The following is a 15988-nucleotide window of genomic DNA, read 5'->3' as shown; positions in this document are numbered from 1 at the left end:
GAACGCGCAAAGGGGGCGCCGCCGAAGCGGCGCCCCCTTTGCGATGCCCGGCCGGCCCGGCTCAGCGGCAGTCGCCCATCCCGGTCAGCGAGAAGAACTCCTGGCGCGAGGCCGGATCGGTGCGCAGCGTCCCCAGCAGTGTGGAAGTGACGGTGCTCGACCCGACGGCCTGCACGCCGCGCAGCGTCATGCAGGTGTGCTCCGCACGGATCACCACACCGACCGCCCGCGGCTGCAACTGCTCGGTGAGCCAGTCGGCGATCTGCTTGGTGAGCCGCTCCTGCACCTGCGGACGCGAAGCGAAGTGCTCGACGACCCGGGCCAGCTTGGACAGCCCCAGGATCCGGTCACCGGGCAGGTATGCGACGCAGGCAGTTCCGGTGAACGGCAGCAGATGGTGCTCGCACACCGACCGCAGCGGGATGTCGCGGGCGAGCACCAACTCGTCGTAACCCTCATCGTTGGGGAACGTGGTCGGCTCGAAGGGCCGCGGGGTGAACATCTCGGCGTAGGCGCGCGCCATCCGGCCCGGGGTGTCGCGCATGTGCTCCTGAGCCGTCGAGACGCCGAGCGCCTCGAGGAATGCAGCCGCAGCCTCCTCGGCGGCGGCCAGATCCGGAACCGGACGATCGACCACCCGCAGATCGGCGTGCATGGCAACCGACATATCACCCTCCCGTATCGACAATCGCTATTGTGTTTAGAGTGGCGGTCTCCGGCTCTGTTTGTCAAGTTTTTTTGGTGTTACATTGAATTGGTGAGCACTCCCACCTGCGGCGGCCTGGACCCGCTAGCCGGGTTGAGCAGCTTGGACGACCCGGTGCGACGCCGCCTCTACCAGTACATCGCCTCGTGCGACGAGCCGGTCGCGCGTGACGACGCCGCCCTCGCCGCCGGCATCAGCCGCACCCTGGCCGCCTACCATCTGGACAAACTAGCCGACGCCGGCATCCTCTCGGTGAGTTACGCCAGACCGGCCGGGCGCTCCGGCCCGGGCGCCGGCCGGCCCGCCAAGCGCTACGCCCGCACCCGCGAAGAACTGTCGGTGAGCGTGCCGCCGCGCAACTACAGCCTGCTGGCCGATCTGCTGGTCACCGCGATGGCCGACGACGAGACCGCCACAGTGCGCACCACAGTGGCCGCCGCGGCGCGCCGGGCCGGACAGGCCAGCGCCGCCGAACACGGCATCATCGGCGCGCTGCGGGAGTGCGGTTACGAGCCGATCCTGACCGCCGACGGGCAGATCGAACTGCGCAACTGCCCCTTCGATCGACTCGCCCGCCGGCACACCGCCGAGGTGTGCGGACTGAACCTGGACCTGATCCAGGGCATGTTGGAGGGGGCCGGCGAGTCGCCGCAACGTGCCGTGCTGGCGCCCTGCGACGGCCGGTGCTGCGTGGTGGTGCAGCCGTCGGAGCGGTCCGGCCGGGGCGTCTTCTGGCGCGGCACCCGCCATCACACCGACTGACTCCACCCGACCCGCGAGGTGAATGTGAACCTGCTGGAATCGTTAGGACTGCAGACCCCGGTCGTTCAAGCCGGGATGGGCGGCGGGGTGGCCGGCGGCGAACTGGCCGGCGCGGTGTCCGCTGCCGGTGGGCTCGGCACGGTGGGGATCGCCGCGCCGGATCGCTTCGCCGCCGAACTGCAACGGGCGGTCGCGGCGGCGGGCAAGCGGCCGGTCGCGGCCAACCTGCTGGTGCCGTTCACCCACCGGGCACACATCGATGCGTGCATTACCGGCGGGGCCGCGCTGGTGGTGTTCCACGACGGTTTCCCTAAGCACTGGATCACCCGGTTGCGCACCGCCGGCATCCCGGTGTTCTGCTCCGTCGGCAGCGCAGCGCACACCCGCCGGGCCCTGGCCGCCGGCGCGAGCGGCCTGGTGGCGCAGGGCGTCGAGGCCGGCGGGCACCTGGTTGCGGATCGGCCGCTGGCCGTGGTGCTGCCGGAGGTGCTCGACGCCGCCGGCGGGGCGCCGGTGCTGGCGGCGGGCGGCGTCGCCGACGCCACCGACGTGCGGGCGCTGCTGTCGGCCGGCGCGGCCGGTGCGGTGGCCGGAACCCGGTTCCTGCTCACCGAGGAGTCCGGGGCGCACCCGGAGTACAAGCAGCGGGTGCTGGGCGCCGAGCGGACGCTGCGCACCATGCTGTTCGGGATGGGCTGGCCGCTGGCGCATCGGGTGATCCCGAACGCGCTCACCGACCGGTGGTGCCGCGGAAGCGATCTCGGTCCGTGGCCGGTGCGCGGTGTCAACCGGCTCGGCGCCCCGCTGAGTCGGCTGATGCCGCTGGGCGCCGTGGACACCTTCGTCGGCCTGCAGCGCGCCACCGTGCCGATGTACACCCCGGCACTGCCGGTGGCCGGGATGGATCCGGCGATGGTGGACCGGTCGGCGCTGTACGCCGGCGAGACGATCCACCGCATCCACCGGGCGATCATCCCGGCCGCCGAAGCGGTGGCCCGGCTGACCCCCTGACGCACCCGAGGAGAACGCCATGACCGACAGCACCCCGCTGCACCCGTGCCCGCCGTTCGACGAGGATTCCGCCCGGCGGAAGGTGCAGGCCGGCGAGGACGGCTGGAACACCCGCGATCCGGAGCGCGTCGCCGGCGCCTACACACCGGATTCGGTGTGGCGCAACCGCGATGAGTTCGTCACCGGCCGCGATGAGATCGTGGCGTTCCTGCGCCGCAAGTGGGATCGCGAACGCGACTACGCACTGCGCAAGGAGCTCTGGTGCTACCAGGGCAACCGGATCGCGGTCCGCTACCAGTACGAGAGCCGCGACGCCGACGGGCAGTGGTGGCGCAGCTACGGCAACGAACTGTGGGAGTTCGCACCGGACGGCCGGATGAGCCGCCGCGAGTCCAGCATCGACGACGTCGCGATCACCGAAGACCAGCGCCGGATCTTCGGGCCCCGAACGCAGTCCGAGCGGGACCAGCCGCCGCCGCTGCGGTGACCGGTCTCAGCTGGCCCGGACGAACCCGTTGAGTCGGGCGGCTTCCTCGGTGGCGAACCAGATCTCGGCGAGGGTGTCGTCGTAGAGGGCGTTGTCCGGGGTGTAGTACAGCCCCGAACCGATGTTCGCCTTGATCGGATAGCCACCCGGCTGCTGGTAGGGGTCGTTCAGCGGCAGATGCATCACCGGATGCACCGACTCGTCGGCCTGGAAGTGCGCTGCCGCCGGCGGAGCAGCAGGCGGGGTCGCAGGCGGCGTGACGACGGCGTGGCGCCCGGTGCCGAAGTCCTCCTCCACCACCACCCGGGTGGGGGTGGTGTCGGAGTCGTCGTCGTCATCGATCCGGTCCTCGTCATGCGACTCGGTCTCGCCGTACCGCGTCCAGGGCGAATCCGATCCCTGATCGGCCAGTTCGGCGCCGAACGCCGGCTCGGTGGGCAGCGTTCCGTAGCGCCGCGGCAGGCGCACCGTCCCCTCGTCGTGGTGTGCCGCGGGTTCGGCGTCGTGGTGGGCGGTCGATGACCAGCGCTCGTCGGTGTCGTAGTCGTCTTGACCGCTCGACCGGGGCACGGCCACCGAAGCGCTGCGCGGCGCGGACACCCGCGCCGGGGCGGGTGCCGGTGCGGGCTTGCGCCGCTGCCACCACAGCGCGGCGATTGCCAGTGTCCCCAGCACCGCCAGGACGCCGATCGGGATCAGCACCCACAGCAGGTTGAAGTGCGACTCCTCGCCGCCGCCCGTCGCCACGGTGCTCCCGTTCGGCAGGTTCATGCCCGGAATCTGCAGCCCCGACAGGGATTTCGCCAGGTCCGCCGGTTCGGTGCTGAAGGTGTTCTGCACCCGGTTCCAGGAGATCTTGCCGCCGGTGAACTTCTGCGACACCAGGTCGCCGTCGACGGTCTGGTCGCCGACCGGGGCTCCGAGTTGACCGGAGGCGCCGTCGAGCTTGTCCCAGGCCGCTTTCATCGCGCTGCGCACCACGAACGCACCGTTGTCGGGGCTGGCGAAGATGACCGGGTCGTCGTCGGCGCCGAACGAGTTGAATCGGCTGCCGGCGATCGGGCCGTCGGCGGTGCTGGTGATCGGGAACCCGAGGTCGCTGCCTTCCGGGCCGCCCAGCGACTCGTACTTGGACAGCACGTCGCCGTCGACGGCGCTGGCCCCGGTGGTCGGCGTGCAGTACACCTTGCCGCCGGCGAAGTTCTGCCCCACCCCGGCGGTGCCGACCGGGTACAGCTCGCCCTGCTTGACGCCGAGGATCCCCGACGCCCCGCCGGCCGCCCGCCACACCTGGTCGATGGCCGCGGCGGGGTCGGGCTGCACCTGCAGATCCGCCAGTTGGCCCGCCAACTCCGGCGGCACCGTGGTGAACGTCCGGGTGGCGCTGTCGAAGGACAGCTCACCGGAGCTGAACTTCTGCGTGACGACGGCGCCGTCGTAGCTCTCGTCCTCGACCGGCACGCCCACCGGACTGGTCGAGCTGCCCAGCTTGTCCCACGCCGCGTTGATCGGCCCGCGCACCACATGCGCGCCGTGCTCCGGGGTCCAGAAGATCACCGGGTTGTCGGGGGCGGCGAACGTCACCATCCGGCTGTCCGGACTGACCAGCCCGGGCACCTCGTCGATGTTGGGGAAGCCCAGACCGCTGGCCGCGCCGCCCATCGACTCGTACTTGTCGAGGATCGCGCCGACCAGCGCCTTGGCGCCGGTGTCGGGGGTGAAGAACATCTTGCCGCCGGCGAAGTCCTGCACGAATCCGGGGCCGGCGCCGTAGACGTCGCCGTGCGGTGCGCCCAGCGGTGAGTTGTCCCCGCCGGCCGCCTGCCAGGCCGCCGTGATGGCGTCGTGCGCGTCGCTCTCTGGCGTCGCCGCTGCCGTCTGCATCGACACCAGCACGGCGACCGTCGCCGCCAGTGCCAGTGAGATACGTGCTGCCGCCCTACCGAATCGACCTCGTCGACCAGCCACCGGAGTCCTCCCAGCCACAACCCTTGACGCATGCATTTCCGGCATAGACTTTCCCCCAACCGACGGAAATTACGAAGCTTAGCCGCCGATATTACGAAAACGGATACCTAGCCGATACGAAATCGATGCCTTACCGGATGGCCGGTTTGCCGGCGCCGGACGATCGAACGCTCAGGTCACGGCGGCTCACGGCGGCTAAACGCCCAGGCTGCGGCCGATGATCTCCTTCATGATCTCGGTGGTGCCGCCGTAAATCGTCTGCACCCGGGAATCCAGGTAAGCCCGCGCCACCGGGTATTCCCGCATGTAGCCGTAGCCGCCGTGCAACTGCAGGCAGCGGTCGATCAGGTACACCTGCTTCTCGGTCGAGTACCACTTGGCCATCGCCGCCTGCTCGACGGTGAGCTTGCGGTCCAGGTGCAACCGGATGAACTCGTCGACCATCAGCCGCACCACGGTCGCCTCGGTGGCCAGCTCGGCGAGCAGGAACCGGCTGTTCTGGAAGTTTCCGATCGACCGGCCGAAAGCCTTGCGCTCCTTGGTGTACTGCAGGGTCTGCTCAAGCACCGCCTCCATTGCGGCGGCGGCCATGATCGCGATCGAGATCCGCTCCTGCGGCAGGTTCTGCATCAGGTAGATGAAGCCCAGGCCCTCCTGGCCGAGCAGGTTCGCCACCGGAACCTTGACGTCGACGAAGGACAGTTCCGCAGTGTCCTGGGCGTCCAGACCGATCTTGTCCAGGTGCCGACCGCGTTCGAATCCTTCCATCCCCCGCTCGACGACCAGCAGGGAAAAGCCCTGCGCGCCCTTCTCCGGGTGGGTCTGGGCGACGACGATCACCAGGTCGGAGTGAATGCCGTTGGTGATGAACGTCTTCGATCCGTTGAGGATGTAGTGGTCGCCGTCGCGGACCGCGCGGGTCTTGATGCCCTGCAGGTCGCTGCCGGTGCCCGGTTCGGTCATCGCGATCGCGGTGATCAGCTCACCGGTGCAGAACCCGGGCAGCCAGCGCTGCTTCTGCTCCTCGTTGCACAGCTCCAGCAGGTACGGCGCGCAGACGTCGTTGTGCAGCCCGAACCCGAGTCCGTTGTACCGGCCGGCGACGGTCTCCTCGGTGATGATCGTGTTGTAGCGGAAGTCCGGGTTGCCGCCGCCGCCGTACTCCTCCGGCACGGCCATGCCCAGGAAGCCCTGCTTGCCGGCTTCCAGCCAGATGCCGCGGTCGACGATCTTCGCCTTCTCCCACTCCTCGTGGTGGGGCGCGACGTGCCGGTCCAGGAACGCCCGGTAGGACTCGCGGAACAGTTCGTGCTCCGGCTCGAACAGGGTGCGCTGGTATTTGACGGCTGCGCTCACGGTGACCTCCGAAAAGTGATCCAGGGAACTTTTCGACGAGGATAGACCAACCGGATGGTTGGTGGGACCGGCGGTCCGCCCTACCGGGCGCCCTCCTGCGGACGCCGGGCACGACGGCGCGGCTGGGCGTCTCGCGCCGGGGCCTGCTGACGCTGCTGGGGCCGCTGACGCTGCTGCGCCTGCTGGCGCTGCTCACCCCCGGCGCCACCACCGGAGGCACCGCCTCCGCGTCGCCGCCGGGCACCGCCGGGACGGCCGCCCTGCGAGCGGGCGGACTGCGCGGGTTGCACCGGCGGCTTCGGGGCCGGCATCTGCAGCGGGGCCACCTCCGGCACCAGCGCGTGCACCGGCGCGGAGTCGGCGGCCACCTGCTGCGGCGCCACCGTGATACCGGCCTTGCGCAGCAGCACCTGGGTGTCCTTGCGCTGCTCGGGCAGCACCACCGTCACCACGTCACCGGCGCTGCCGGCCCGCGCCGTGCGGCCGGATCGGTGCAGGTAGGCCTTGTGCTCAGCCGGCGGGTCGACATGCACGACGAGTTCGACGTCGTCCACGTGCACCCCGCGGGCGGCGATGTCGGTCGCCACCAGCACCCGGGCGGTGCCGTCGCTGAACGCCGCGAGGTTGCGGTCCCGGGCCGGCTGCGACAGGTTGCCGTGCAGATCCACCGACGGCACCCCGGCCTCGGTGAGCTGCTTGGCCAGTTTGCGCGCCTGGTGCTTGGTGCGCATGAACAGGATCCGACGGCCTGGGCCGGACGCCAACCGGTGCACCAGGTCTTTCTTGTCCTGCGCCCCTGCGACGTGGAAGACGTGGTGGGTCATGGCCACCGGCGGCGCGTCGACGGGGTCGACCGAGTGCGACACCGGGTCGTGCAGGAAGCGCTTGACCAGTTTGTCGATGCCGTTGTCCAGGGTGGCCGAGAAGAACAGTCGCTGGCCGTCGGCCGGGGTGGCCGCCAGGATCCGGGTGACACCGGGCAGGAAGCCCAGGTCGGCCATGTGGTCGGCCTCGTCGAGCACGCAGATCCGCACGGCGTCCAGGCTGATCAGCTTCTGCTTCATCAGGTCTTCCAGCCGGCCGGGGCAGGCCACCACGATGTCGACGCCGGCCCGCAGCGCGGCCTCCTGGCGAACCTGGGAGACACCGCCGAAGATCGTGGTGACCTTCAGCCCGCCGGCCTGAGCCAGCGGCTCCAGGGTTGCGGTGATCTGGGTGGCCAGTTCGCGGGTCGGGGCCAGGACCAGGCCGGTGGGCCGGTTCGGCTGCCGTTTGACGCCGGCCAGGCGTGCGGCCAGTGGCAGGGAGAACGCCAGGGTCTTACCGCTGCCGGTCTTGCCGCGGCCGAGCACGTCGCGTCCGGCCAGGGTGTCGGGCAGGGTGTGGGTCTGGATCGGGAACGGCGCTTCCTTACCTTGCGCGGCAAGGGTTTTCACCAGAGTTTCAGGCACGCCGAGGTCGGCGAATGAGGGGGTCATGGTTCTAGGTGCCTTTCGGGCATCGGTGGTGCCGGACAGCCGTCCATGCCTTCCATGGCTGCGCAGGGCACGAGGTGGCGAGATTGCCGGTGGGCAAAATCGATCGCCGTGAGAAAGAGTTTGCGCGTTACCGCACTGCTCACACGTGGTGAATGAACATTCCACGACGTAGTCGGCATCAACGGACGCCAACGTCGCAAGTCAGCTTACCGTATCGGCGTGTCCAGCCCAGCGGATGGCTACAATCGGATTAGAGATAATCGCCACATCAACGGGAGGTCGGTCATGGAGGTCGGCGTTCGCGAACTGCGTGACCAGTTGAGCCGCCACCTGGCGGAGGTTCGCGAGGGACGAACCGTGACCGTCACCGACCACGGGCACCCGATCGCGCGCATTGTTCCGGTGCTGCGGCCGACGAAGCTGGAACAGTTGCGCGCCGAAGGCCGCGTCCAACACGCACGAACCCGCAAACAGCCCGCACCTGCCCCGCTGACCACCACCGGGACGGTCAGCGACCTCATCAGCGAGCAGCGTGGGTGATCGGCTACCTGGACACCTCGGCCTTCGTGCCGTTACTGGTGGACGAACCGACCAGTCCGGCATGCCGGCGGTTCTGGGACGATGCCGACGTGATCGTGTCATCGAGACTGCTGTATGTGGAGGCCGTCGCAGCGGTGGCGCAGGCACAGCGAATGGGCCGTCTCATCGAGGCTGACTATCTGGAATGCCGTGGACGTCTGGACGAAATGTGGTCGCAGATGGACGTCATCGAGGTCGACGAGCAGGCCGTATTACGGGCCGCCGACATGGCGCACCGCTGCGGCCTGCGCGGCTACGACGCCGTGCACTGCGCAGCGGCCCACGACCTCAACGACGACGACGTCGTCGCGGCCTCCGGCGACCAGCGACTGCTGGCCGCATGGGGTGACCTCGGCGTGGCGACGTTCGACATCGGCCAGCGTCTGCACTGATCCGGCCACGCCCGGCGTCAGCGACCGTTCACCACGAACTCGCGCAGGCTGGCGGCCAGCGCCTGCGGCACCCGCGCGGTGATCCGGGTACCGGCCTCGGTGTGCTCGGTGCTGTGCACCCGCCCGTCGGCGTGCACCCGGGCCACCAGGTCGCCCCGGTCATAGGGGATCACCACGTCGACGGCGGCGTCGGTCGGCGCCACCAGCCGGGCCAGCTGGGCGCGCAGTTCGTCGAGCCCCTCCCCGGTGTGCGCCGAGACGAACACCGCCCCCGGCAGTGCACTGCGCAGCTGCGCCAGCGCCAGTTCGTCGGCGGCGTCGATCTTGTTGACCACCAACAACTCCGGCGCCGATTCGCCGTCATGCTCGGCGATCACCTCGCGCAGCACCTGGCGCACGGCGTTGATCTGGGCCAGCGGGTTCGCGTCGGCCCCGTCGACGACGTGCACCAGCAGGTCGGCGTCGGCGACCTCCTCCAGCGTGGAGCGGAACGCCTCCACCAGCTGAGTGGGCAGGTGACGGACGAACCCGACGGTGTCGGTGAGCACGAAATCCCTACCGTCATCGAATGTTCCGCGCCGGGTGGTGGGATCCAGGGTGGCGAACAACGCGTTCTCGACGAGCACCCCGGCGCCGGTCAGCGCGTTGAGCAGGCTGGACTTGCCGGCGTTGGTGTAGCCGACGATCGCGACCGACGGCACGTCGCTGCCGAGGCGCCGGCTGCGCTGGGTGTCGCGGACCTTCTTCATCTCCTTGATCTCCCGGCGCAGCTTGGCCATCCGCTCCCGGATGCGACGCCGGTCGGTCTCGATCTTGGTCTCGCCGGGGCCGCGGGTGCCGACCCCGCCACCCGCGCCACCGGCCCGGCCGCCGGCCTGCCGGGACATCGACTCACCCCAGCCGCGCAGCCGCGGCAACATGTATTGCATCTGTGCCAGCGCCACCTGCGCCTTGCCCTCGGCGCTGGTGGCGTGCTGGGCGAAGATGTCCAGGATCAGCGCGGTGCGGTCGATCACCTTGACCTTGACCGCCTTCTCCAGCGCGGTCAGCTGCGCCGGCGAGAGCTCGCCGTCGCAGATCACAGTGTCGGCGCCGGTGGCCAGCACCGTTTCCCGCAGCTCGATGGTCTTGCCGGAGCCGATGTACGTCGACGGGTCCGGTTTGTCGCGGCGCTGGATCAGCCCGTCGAGCACCTCGGAGCCGGCGGTCTCGGCGAGTGCGGCCAACTCGGCCATGCTGTTGTCCGCGTCGGCGGCGCTGCCGTCGGTCCACACCCCGACCAGCACCACCCGTTCCAGGCGTAGCTGGCGGTATTCGACCTCGGTGATGTCGGCGAGTTCGGTGGACAGCCCCGCCACCCGGCGCAGCGCGGAGCGGTCCTCCAGCGCGAGTTCGCCGGTACTGGGGATCTGCGGGTCGCTCACCGCTGCGCCGACCACCACTGCTCGGCGATCTCCCCGCGGGCGACCAGCACCGACGGCCCGCGCAGATAGCTGGTGGTGTCAGTGACGTCGACGGTGACCTCACCACCGGGAATCCGCACCCGGACGGTTCCGGCCGTCTCCCCCGCGTGCGCCAGCGCGGCGACTGCGGCGGCGACGGTTCCGGTTCCGCAGGACCGGGTTTCGCCGACGCCGCGCTCATGGACCCGCATCGACACCTCCCCGTCGCGCGGCGCGGTCAGCACCTCGATGTTGACGCCGTCGGGGAACTGCCCGGCGTCGAACAGCACCGGCCCGCCCACGTCGAGGGCGGCCAGGTCGGCGTCGGACAGGGTGGCGTCCACGCAGGCCAGGTGCGGGTTGCCGACGTCGACCGCCAGCCCGTGGAAGCTCCGTCCACCGACGGTGGCCACACCGCTGCCCAGCCGGCTGGGTTTGCCCATGTCCACGGTGACCTCGGCGGTCACCTGATCGGCGTGGTGCAGGACCACCGGCCGCGGCCCCGCCAGCGAGCCGACCGTGAACTCGTCACGGGACTCCAGCCCGGCCGCCCGCAGGTAGTGCGCGAACACCCGCACCCCGTTGCCGCACATCTCGGCGATCGACCCGTCGGCGTTGCGGTAGTCCATGAACCAGTCGGCGCCGGTCACCCCCTCCGGCAGCCGCTGCAGCACCCCGGCCGCCAGCGCGGCGCCCGCGGTGGTCACCCGCAGCAGCCCGTCGGCGCCGATTCCGCGGCGGCGGTCGCACAGCGCCGCGACCGCGGCCGGCGTCAGGGTCAACTCGGCGTCCGGATCGGGCAGCACCACGAAATCGTTCTGGGTGCCGTGCCCCTTGGCGAACATCACCAGCTCAGGATACGTGCCGCCAGGCGCGCACCGCGTCATCGACCAGCCCGGTCCCGGCACCGTCGAGCCAGTGGATCCGGTGATCACGGCGGAACCACGACCGCTGCCGCCGCACGTACCGGCGGGTGCCGATGAACGTGGGTCCGCGGGCGCCCTCACCGGCACCGCCGGCGTCCAGGTCGGCGATCACCTGGGCGTAGCCGAGCGCGCGGGCCGCGGTCACCCCCTCGCGCAGACCGCGGCTCAGCAGCGTCGTCACCTCGTCAACCAGGCCGGCGGCGAACATCGTGTCGGTGCGCCGCTGCAGCCGCTCGTCGAGCACCGCGGTGTCCCAGTCCAGGCCGATGATCACCGTGCCCCAACGGGGTTCGCCGATCACCGGCGCGGAGGCCGCGAACGGTTGCCCGGTCAGCTCCCCCACCTCCAGCGCCCGCACGATGCGCCGCCCGTCGGTGGGCAGGATCGCCGCGGCGGCGGCCGGGTCGCGGACGGCGAGTTCGGCGTGCAGGGCGGCCACCCCCACCTCGGCCAGCCGCTGCTCCCAGGCGGCGCGCACCGCCGGGTCGGTGGCCGGGAACGACCAGTCGTCCAGCAGCGCCTGCAGGTACAGCATCGAACCGCCGACCACGATCGGCACCGCACCGCGCGCCGCGATCGCGGCCACATCGGCGGCGGCCGCCGCCTGGTAGCGGGCGACGGTCGCAGTCTCGGACACGTCAAGCACGTCGAGTTGGTGGTGCGGTACGCCGCGACGGTCCGCAACCGCGAGCTTGGCGGTGCCGATGTCCATGCCGCGGTAGAACTGCATGGCGTCGGCGTTGACGATCTCCCCGCCCAGCCGTTCGGCCAGCGCCAGCGCCAGGTCGGATTTTCCGGTGCCGGTGGGCCCGACGACCGCGATCGGCCTCACGGCTGCCACACCCCGGCGAAGTACCCGACGCCGTACGGGGCGTCGCGGTACAGCACGGTGACCGAGCGCGGGCCGGGTTCGGTCAGGCCGGCCAGCACCGCCCAGGCGGCCCGGCCGACGACCTGCTCGGGTTGGCGAGCCAGGGCCGCGGTGTCACCGGCGGCCAGTGCCGCATCCAGTGCGTCCTGCACCGCGACGTCGTCCGGGTGGTGGCCGCCGGGGGCGGCCGGGGTCAGCGTGTTGGCGCCGTCGGCAATCACCAGCACCCCGACCGGCTCCGGCGCGGCGTCGATCTCGGCGCGCAACCGCTGTCCGGCGTCAGCGTCGGTGTCGGGGCCGTAGACGCGGACCTCGACCGTCGCATCCGGCCGGGTCAGGCCGCGCAGCCAGCCGGCCAGCAGCGCGCAGAGCGGCAGGTCCGTCGCGCGACCGGCGTCCGGCGCCAGCCGCACCGGCACGTCGACGCCGAACCCGGCGAACGTGCCCGCCGCATCCGGTCCGAACACCGCATCGGCCGCACCGGCGCCGACTGCCACCCAGCGCGCCGGCAGCGCCCCGGCCGCCGCGCATACCGCAGACCGCAGGTCGCTCAGTTCAGCGGCGGCACCGGCACCCGTCAGCTCCGGGACGAGCACCGGCGCGGACGGCACGATCGCGATCGCCCCCAGCACGCGGGCGTGGTCAGCTGTTCACCGGCGACACCGCCGGTGGGCGGGCCGTGTCGCTGCCACCGGATTCGGCGGCGAGGCTGGCGGCCTCGCCGCGGGCCAGCGCGGCGGTCGCGATGATCACCAGGATCACACCGATCACCACGGTGAGGTCCTCGAGACCGCCGGCGTCGATCCGCTCGTTGAGCAGCACCACGCCGAGCGCGGTCGCCACCAGCGGTTTCGCCACGACCATGGTCGGCATCGACGCGGTGAGCGCACCGGCGCGGAACGCCGACTGCTGGAAGATCATCCCGGCCAGCGTCGCCGCCAGCCAGGGCAGCAGCGCCGGCGAATGCAGCACCGCCGCCCAGCCGTGGTGCTTCAGCAGTTCGACGAGCACCTTGGTCAGCAGCGCGAACACCGCCAGCGAGGTGCCGGCGACCACCGCGAGCAGCACCGCGGCGGCCGGTCCGCCGCTGAAGAACCGGGCGGCCAGCGCGCAGCCCACCAGCAGCGCCCCCACCACCAGGCTCACCAGCACCCAGGTGCGGGTCGGCGCGGAGTGCGTGCCCTCGGTCGGGTCACCGACCACCACGACCACCGCCAGCGCCGCGGCCAGCACGGCCGCCCACGTCCACTCCCAGCTGCTCACCCGGCGCTTGATCACCCAGGCGTAGATCGGCAGGGCGAACAGCAGCGCCGTCACCTGCAAGCCGGTCACCAGCATCACCGAGCCGGCCGCCAGGGCCGCGGCCTGCAGCACGTAGTTGGCGACCGCGGCCCCGCCACCGGCCCACCACCGCGCGTCGCGCAGCGACAGCCAGAACAGTTCGAGGTGGCCGACTTCCTTGTCGGTGATCTCCTGGGCGGAGCGCTGCCGCACCACGTCCCCGATCGCGGACGCCAGCGCGGCGCAGAGCGCGAGCAGCGCCGCTATGACATTCGCAGTCGACATGTTGACCTCCTCAAGCGGGCAACGATACCTGTCCGCCCTCCACAACCGCCTCATCGCGGGACAGCACCACCACCGCGGCGATCAGCACACCGACGGCGGCGATGAGGGTGAACCAGCCGTCCCGGTGCGGTCGCAGCACCTCGCCGAGCAGTGCCACACCGAGCGCCGCGGCCACCATCGGCTCCAGCCCGTCATCGTCGGCAGCGAGGCCGTCAGCGCGCCTTCCCGGAACGACGACTGCTGGAACACCGTCCCGGCCACCGACACCGCCGCCCACGCGTAGAGCTCCGGCGCGGTCAGCAGCGGCCACAGCCCGTGACCGAGCAGATCCACCACGCCCTTGGTGAGCACCGCGAAGACCCCCCAGCACAGCGCGGAGAGTCCCGCCAGCAGTACCGCCGCCGGCCGCCCCGGCCACCGCCGGGCCCCGATCAGGCACAGCAGCACCAGCGGGGCCAGCACCGCGAGCACCCAGATCCAGGTGCGCAGTTCGGCGCGCTCCAGTCCGGCTGTGGGACGGCCGACGGTGATGATGACCGCCTCGGCCGCCACCAGCAGCGCCGACCACAGCCACACCGAACGGCCCAGCCGGCGGCCGGCCTGCCGGGCGCTGATCGGCAGGGCGAACAGCAGCGACGTCACCAGTAGTGATTCGACCAACAGGATCGAGCCCAGGCCCAGTGCGGCGGCCTGCAGGGTGAAGCCCACCGCGGCGACCAGGCTCCCCATCCACCAGCGGCGATCGGCCAGCAGCCGGGTGAACAGTTCCACGTGGCCGATGGACTCGTCGGTAACCTCGTGTGCGCTGCGCTGATGGATCACGTCGCTGATCGCGATGAACAGCGCCGCACCCAGCGCCAGCAGCGCGGCGAGGGTCTCCTTCGCCATTGCCGGCCTCCTGAGGATTCGGGTTTCACTGCGCCAGCCGAGTGGCGATCGGTCAGGTTACCGCCGAGGTGGCGACGCGCTGCGGGGGGCAACTGCTTCAATAGGCAGAGCCAGTAGGTGCGCCGCGATGCGCGGCAGAGGTGCGGACGGTCCGACCGGGCGGTCTGCGCGAAGGGTATAGGTGACGACGATATGACCACCAGCAGCGACTCCCCCGGTTCCCTGCCGTCACCGGGGCTTCGTCCTGGGCCTCGGCCCGGTCCGCGCCCCGGGCCCCGGCCCGGTCCCCGGCCGGGTGCCGGTGCGAATGTCCAGGCCGGCCCGCCCGCCGGGACCCCGCCGAACGACCCGCGCAAGTTCGGCCGGGTCGACGACGACGGCACGGTGTGGCTGATCGGCCCGGCCGGCGAACGCAGCATCGGCTCCTGGCAGGCCGGTGACGCCGACGCCGCGTTCGCGCACTTCGGCCGGCGGTTCGACGACCTGAGCACCGAGGTCACCCTGCTCGAGGAGCGGCTGGCGTCGGGCAGCGGTGATGCGCGCAAGATCAAGGCGTCAGCGGCGGCCCTGGCCGAGTCGCTGCCCACCGCGAGTGTGCTCGGCGATGTCGAGGCGCTGACCGCGCGGATCACCGCCATCGTCGGGCAGGCCGAGGCCGCCGTCGCCGAGCAGCGCACCCAGCGCGACGAGCAGCGTGCGGAGCTCACCGCCCGCAAGGAGGCGCTGGCGGTGGAGGCCGAGGAACTGGCCGCGAACTCCACCCAGTGGAAGTCGGCGGGCGAACGGCTGCGGGCGATCCTCGACGAGTGGCGGACGATCACCGGCCTGGACCGCAAGGTCGACGACGCCCTGTGGAAGCGGTACTCGGCGGCGCGCGACGGGTTCAACCGGCGGCGCGGCTCGCACTTCGCCGAACTGGACCGGGAACGGGCCGGTGCACGGGAGGGCAAGGAGCAGCTGTGCCGGCGCGCCGAGGAACTGTCCAACTCCACCGACTGGGCCGCCACCAGCGCCGCGTTCCGCAACCTGCTCACCGAGTGGAAGGCGGCCGGGCGGACCAGCAAGGACACCGACGACGCCCTGTGGAAGCGATTCAAGGCCGCCCAGGACGTGTTCTTCGGCGCCCGCAACGCGCAGAACGCGGAGCGGGACGCCGAACTGGAGGCCAACGCGACCGCCAAGGAGGCACTGCTGGCCGACGCGGAGCGCCTCGACCCGGCCAACCGCGGCGCCACCCGCAACGCCCTGCGGTCGATCCTGACCAAGTGGGATGAGATCGGCCGGGTGCCGCGGGAGCGGTCCCAGGAGTTGGAGCGCCGGCTGCGCGCCGTGGAGAAGAAGGTGCGCGACGCCACCGAGCCCGCCGTCAGCACCGTGGACCCGGAGGCCGCCGCGCGGGCGGCCCAATTCCGCACCCGCGCAGAGCAGTTCGAACGTCAGGCGCAGAAGGCGCAGGCCGCCGGCAAGGACAAGGAGGCCGCGGAGGCCAACGCCAGCGCCGAGCAGTGGCGGCAGTGGGCGCAGGCGGCCGAGCAGGCCGTCACCAAGCGCTGAGG

General features: G+C 71.3%; 15 protein-coding genes and 1 pseudogene. 6 read left to right on the top strand and 10 right to left on the bottom strand.

Going from position 1 to position 15988, the window contains the following annotated elements; genetic code table 11:
• Positions 1-61: 61 nt before the first annotated feature.
• On the bottom strand, positions 62-667 hold the full coding sequence (gene folE / locus KIH27_RS00225; protein WP_214090900.1) for a GTP cyclohydrolase I FolE: 606 nt from the start codon (positions 665-667) through the stop codon (positions 62-64).
• Positions 668-757: 90 nt separating this feature from the next.
• On the opposite strand from folE, the gene KIH27_RS00220 reads away from it, so the two are divergent.
• The 3 genes from KIH27_RS00220 to KIH27_RS00210 are packed head-to-tail and all read left to right on the top strand — an operon-like array spanning position 758 to position 2966.
• A complete protein-coding gene (locus KIH27_RS00220; RefSeq protein WP_307856750.1) occupies positions 758-1468 on the top strand; it encodes a helix-turn-helix transcriptional regulator in 711 nt (236 codons plus the stop codon).
• Between the two features lie 24 nt (positions 1469-1492).
• Entirely contained in the window at positions 1493-2479 is a 987-nt protein-coding gene (locus KIH27_RS00215; RefSeq protein ID WP_214090899.1) for an NAD(P)H-dependent flavin oxidoreductase, read from the top strand.
• A 19-nt stretch (positions 2480-2498) separates the two neighbouring features.
• Complete coding sequence (locus KIH27_RS00210; RefSeq protein WP_214090898.1) at positions 2499-2966, top strand: nuclear transport factor 2 family protein; 468 nt, start codon at positions 2499-2501, stop codon at positions 2964-2966.
• A gap of 6 nt (positions 2967-2972) precedes the next feature.
• Here KIH27_RS00210 and KIH27_RS00205 read toward each other — a convergent pair whose 3' ends face one another.
• The 3 genes from KIH27_RS00205 to KIH27_RS00195 form a co-directional block, all read right to left on the bottom strand.
• Positions 2973-4850: an LGFP repeat-containing protein gene (locus tag KIH27_RS00205; RefSeq protein ID WP_250149377.1), complete on the bottom strand. Its 1878-nt coding sequence runs from the start codon at positions 4848-4850 to the stop codon at positions 2973-2975.
• A 279-nt stretch (positions 4851-5129) separates the two neighbouring features.
• Positions 5130-6290: an acyl-CoA dehydrogenase family protein gene (locus tag KIH27_RS00200; protein ID WP_214090896.1), complete on the bottom strand. Its 1161-nt coding sequence runs from the start codon at positions 6288-6290 to the stop codon at positions 5130-5132.
• Between the two features lie 80 nt (positions 6291-6370).
• Positions 6371-7768 carry a DEAD/DEAH box helicase gene (locus tag KIH27_RS00195; protein ID WP_214090895.1) on the bottom strand — a complete coding sequence of 466 codons (1398 nt, stop codon included), beginning with the start codon at positions 7766-7768 and terminating at the stop codon, positions 6371-6373.
• A 219-nt stretch (positions 7769-7987) separates the two neighbouring features.
• On the opposite strand from KIH27_RS00195, the gene KIH27_RS00190 reads away from it, so the two are divergent.
• Both KIH27_RS00190 and KIH27_RS00185 read left to right on the top strand, forming a co-directional pair.
• Positions 7988-8308 carry a type II toxin-antitoxin system Phd/YefM family antitoxin gene (locus tag KIH27_RS00190; RefSeq protein WP_307856749.1) on the top strand — a complete coding sequence of 107 codons (321 nt, stop codon included), beginning with the start codon at positions 7988-7990 and terminating at the stop codon, positions 8306-8308.
• Entirely contained in the window at positions 8305-8739 is a 435-nt protein-coding gene (locus KIH27_RS00185) for a type II toxin-antitoxin system VapC family toxin (RefSeq protein WP_214090894.1), read from the top strand. The genes KIH27_RS00190 and KIH27_RS00185 overlap by 4 nt, the downstream gene beginning before the upstream one ends.
• Positions 8740-8756: 17 nt before the next feature.
• Here KIH27_RS00185 and hflX read toward each other — a convergent pair whose 3' ends face one another.
• The 6 genes and pseudogenes from hflX to KIH27_RS00155 form a co-directional block, all read right to left on the bottom strand.
• On the bottom strand, positions 8757-10181 hold the full coding sequence (gene hflX / locus KIH27_RS00180) for a GTPase HflX (protein ID WP_372451275.1): 1425 nt from the start codon (positions 10179-10181) through the stop codon (positions 8757-8759).
• Positions 10160-11029 carry a diaminopimelate epimerase gene (dapF, locus tag KIH27_RS00175; protein ID WP_214090893.1) on the bottom strand — a complete coding sequence of 290 codons (870 nt, stop codon included), beginning with the start codon at positions 11027-11029 and terminating at the stop codon, positions 10160-10162. Before dapF ends, hflX begins: the two co-directional genes overlap by 22 nt.
• A 4-nt stretch (positions 11030-11033) precedes the next feature.
• A complete protein-coding gene (gene miaA / locus KIH27_RS00170; RefSeq protein ID WP_214090892.1) occupies positions 11034-11939 on the bottom strand; it encodes a tRNA (adenosine(37)-N6)-dimethylallyltransferase MiaA in 906 nt (301 codons plus the stop codon).
• Entirely contained in the window at positions 11936-12610 is a 675-nt protein-coding gene (locus tag KIH27_RS00165; protein WP_214090891.1) for a class III extradiol ring-cleavage dioxygenase family protein, read from the bottom strand. Before KIH27_RS00165 ends, miaA begins: the two co-directional genes overlap by 4 nt.
• Positions 12611-12620: 10 nt before the next feature.
• Positions 12621-13544, bottom strand: coding sequence for a DMT family transporter (locus tag KIH27_RS00160; RefSeq protein WP_214090890.1), 924 nt, complete (start codon positions 13542-13544; stop codon positions 12621-12623).
• A 10-nt stretch (positions 13545-13554) separates the two neighbouring features.
• Positions 13555-14432, bottom strand: a pseudogene (locus KIH27_RS00155) (DMT family transporter).
• Between the two features lie 192 nt (positions 14433-14624).
• Here KIH27_RS00155 and KIH27_RS00150 point away from each other — a divergent pair.
• Entirely contained in the window at positions 14625-15986 is a 1362-nt protein-coding gene (locus KIH27_RS00150) for a DUF349 domain-containing protein (RefSeq protein ID WP_214090889.1), read from the top strand.
• Positions 15987-15988 lie beyond the last annotated feature (2 nt).

The organism is Mycolicibacter acidiphilus, assembly GCF_018455725.1.
Lineage (GTDB): Bacteria > Actinomycetota > Actinomycetes > Mycobacteriales > Mycobacteriaceae > Mycobacterium > Mycobacterium acidiphilum.
This window is presented reverse-complemented; position numbering and strand designations above follow the sequence as displayed.

What these genes read in the sequence shown, in the direction of transcription:
- KIH27_RS00210 (WP_214090898.1), top strand. Translation starts at nt 2,499, where the DNA reads ATGACCGACAGCACCCCGCTGCACCCGTGCCCGCCGTTCGACGAGGAT.
- KIH27_RS00195 (WP_214090895.1), bottom strand. Translation starts at nt 7,768, where the DNA reads ATGACCCCCTCATTCGCCGACCTCGGCGTGCCTGAAACTCTGGTGAAA.
- KIH27_RS00150 (WP_214090889.1), top strand. Translation starts at nt 14,625, where the DNA reads ATGACCACCAGCAGCGACTCCCCCGGTTCCCTGCCGTCACCGGGGCTT.
- KIH27_RS00205 (WP_250149377.1), bottom strand. Translation starts at nt 4,850, where the DNA reads ATGCAGACGGCAGCGGCGACGCCAGAGAGCGACGCGCACGACGCCATC.
- folE (WP_214090900.1), bottom strand. Translation starts at nt 667, where the DNA reads ATGTCGGTTGCCATGCACGCCGATCTGCGGGTGGTCGATCGTCCGGTT.
- KIH27_RS00160 (WP_214090890.1), bottom strand. Translation starts at nt 13,544, where the DNA reads ATGTCGACTGCGAATGTCATAGCGGCGCTGCTCGCGCTCTGCGCCGCG.